Raw genomic sequence first — 3,217 nt, 5'->3', positions numbered from 1 at the left:
GTTAGTACATTGAAAACTGAATATAATCCAAGAAAAAACCGAGACACAATCAAAGAGAAAAGAAACAGATTGCAAGAGCGACCGAGAGAGTAGATCTTAAGAGTAAGGTCAAGTAAAGAAGGGCGCACGGTGAATGCCTAGGCACAAGAAGGCGAAGAAGGACGCGACGAACGGCGAAATGCTTCGGGGAGCGGTAAGTACGCAGAGATCCGGAGGTATCCGAATGGGGGAACCCAGTATGAGCGATCATATTACTAGCTGATGAATAGATAGTCAGGTAGGGCAAGACGCAGTGAACTGAAACATCTAAGTAGCTGCAGGAAGAGAAAGAAAAATCGATTTCCCTAGTAGCGGCGAGCGAAGAGGAAAGAGCCCAAACCGGTTGATTTATCAATCGGGGTTGTAGGACTGCAAGAAGGTAGTGGCAGAGATAGCAGAATTATCTGGGAAGGTAAGCCAGAGAGGGTGAGAGCCCCGTAAGCGAAATCGAAGTCACGCCGAGCAGGATCCTGAGTAGGCCGGAACACGAGGAATTCCGGTTGAAGCAGCGAGGACCATCTCGCAAGGCTAAATACTAATTTGTGACCGATAGTGAACCAGTACCGTGAGGGAAAGGTGAAAAGAACCCCGGAAGGGGAGTGAAAGAGAACCTGAAACCGTGTGCTTACAAGTAGTCAGAGCCCATTAAAGGGTGATGGCGTGCCTTTTGTAGAATGAACCGGCGAGTTACGTTAACTAGCGAGGTTAAGTCAGAAAAGACGGAGCCGCAGCGAAAGCGAGTCTGAAGAGGGCGAGGAAGTTAGTTGATGTAGACCCGAAACCAAGTGACCTACCCATGGCCAGGTTGAAGGTGCGGTAAAACGCACTGGAGGACCGAACCCACGTAAGTTAAAAATTGCGGGGATGAGCTGTGGGTAGCGGTGAAATTCCAAACGAACTTGGAGATAGCTGGTTCTCTCCGAAATAGCTTTAGGGCTAGCCTGGTGCGAGGATGATAATGGAGGTAGAGCTCTGTTTGGACGAAGGGCCCGTCAGGGGTTACTGAATTCAGATAAACTGCGAATTCCAGATATCAAAGCGCTGGAGTCAGACTGCGAGTGATAAGATCCGTAGTCGAAAGGGAAACAGCCCAGATCACCAGTTAAGGTCCCAAAATCTATGCTAAGTGGAAAAGGATGTGGAGTTGCGTAGACAACTAGGATGTTGGCTCAGAAGCAGCCATCATTAAAAGAGTGCGTAATAGCTCACTAGTCGAGTGACGCTGCGCCGAAAATTTACCGGGGCTAAGCATAGTACCGAAACTGTGGATGTGTAGTAATACACGTGGTAGGAGAGCGTTCTAAGTGCGGCGAAGGCTAATCGAGAGGATAGTTGGAGCGCTTAGAAGTGAGAATGCCGGTATGAGTAGCGAAAGATAGGTGAGAATCCTATCCGCCGAAAGACTAAGGTTTCCTGGGGCAGGCTCGTCCGCCCAGGGTAAGTCGGGACCTAAGGTAAGGCCGAAAGGCGTAGCCGATGGACAACAGGTAGAGATTCCTGTACTGCGTTAAATCGTTAATAGCGAAGGAGGGACGCAGGAGGCAAGGAACGCATGGCGCTGGAAGCCATGTTCAAGCGATAAGTGAGAGAGTGAGTCAAATGCTTGCTTTCGATAATCACAAGTCGTGATGAGGAGCGAAATAAAGTAGCGAAGGTTCTGTAGTCACACTGCCAAGAAAAGCTTCTAGTGAGAGATAACGTACCCGTACCGCAAACCGACACAGGTAGTCGAGTGGAGAACACTAAGGTGAGCGAGAGAACTCTCGTTAAGGAACTCGGCAAAATCGCCCCGTAACTTCGGAAGAAGGGGTGCTGGTGTAACAGCCAGCCGCAGTGAATAGGCCCAAACAACTGTTTATCAAAAACACAGGTATCTGCAAAGTCGTAAGACGACGTATAGGTGCTGACACCTGCCCGGTGCTGGAAGGTTAAGGAGAGAGCTTAGTCGCAAGACGAAGGTTCGAACTGAAGCCCCAGTAAACGGCGGCCGTAACTATAACGGTCCTAAGGTAGCGAAATTCCTTGTCGGGTAAGTTCCGACCTGCACGAAAGGTGTAATGATTTGGGCACTGTCTCAACGAGAGACTCGGTGAAATTATAATACCCGTGAAGATGCGGGTTACCCGCGACAGGACGGAAAGACCCCATGGAGCTTTACTGCAATTTGATATTGGGTAGCTGTTAAACATGTACAGGATAGGTAGGAGCCAGAGAAGATAGGACGCTAGTCTTATTGGAGGCAATGTTGGGATACTACCCTTGTTTGATGGCTACTCTAACTAGTATCTCTAAGCGAGATATAGGACAGTGTCAGATGGGCAGTTTGACTGGGGCGGTCGCCTCCTAAAGAGTAACGGAGGCGCCCAAAGGTTCCCTCAGAATGGTTGGAAATCATTCACAGAGTGTAAAGGTATAAGGGAGCTTGACTGCGAGAGAGACAACTCGAGCAGGGACGAAAGTCGGGCTTAGTGATCTGGTGGTACCGCATGGAAGGGCCATCACTCAACGGATAAAAGCTACCCTGGGGATAACAGGCTTATCTCCCCCAAGAGTTCACATCGACGGGGAGGTTTGGCACCTCGATGTCGGCTCGTCGCATCCTGGGGCTGAAGTTGGTCCCAAGGGTTGGGCTGTTCGCCCATTAAAGCGGCACGCGAGCTGGGTTCAGAACGTCGTGAGACAGTTCGGTCCCTATCCGTCGTGGGCGTTGGAAATTTGAGAGGAGCTGTCCTTAGTACGAGAGGACCGGGATGGACATACCGCTGGTGTACCAGTTGTCTTGCCAAAGGCATAGCTGGGTAGCTAAGTATGGCAGGGATAAGCGCTGAAAGCATCTAAGTGCGAAGCCCCCCTCAAGATGAGATTTCCCATACGAAAGTAGTAAGACACCTCTAAGACTAAGAGGTAGATAGGCTAGGAGTGGAAGAGTCGTGAGACTTGGAGCGGACTAGTACTAATCAGTCGAGGACTTGACCAGAGCTTAAGCAATTTGGGATTGTGAGTAAGGATTTTCAAGAGATTATATTTAGTTTTGAGTGTAAGAACTCAAGAGAAAAAGTACGGTGGCAATAGCAAGAAGGAAACACCTGTAACCATGTCGAACACAGTAGTTAAGCTTCTTCACGCCGAGAGTAGTTGGTGGGAGACTGCCTGCGAGGGTAGGACGCTGCCGTGCTTT

At 49.6% G+C, this 3,217-nt stretch carries 2 rRNA genes; both read left to right on the top strand.

The features are described 5' to 3' along the window. The first annotated feature begins 106 nt into the window (after positions 1-106). Positions 107-3,016 (top strand): 23S ribosomal RNA (locus PT287_RS09970). An 81-nt stretch (positions 3,017-3,097) separates the two neighbouring features. Beyond that, positions 3,098-3,214 (top strand): 5S ribosomal RNA (gene rrf / locus PT287_RS09965). Positions 3,215-3,217 lie beyond the last annotated feature (3 nt).

It is taken from the genome of Lactobacillus sp. ESL0679 (assembly GCF_029433515.1).
GTDB lineage: Bacteria > Bacillota > Bacilli > Lactobacillales > Lactobacillaceae > Lactobacillus.
The sequence above is the reverse complement of the archived record's forward strand: the minus strand, read 5'-3'. Positions and strand labels throughout refer to the sequence as shown.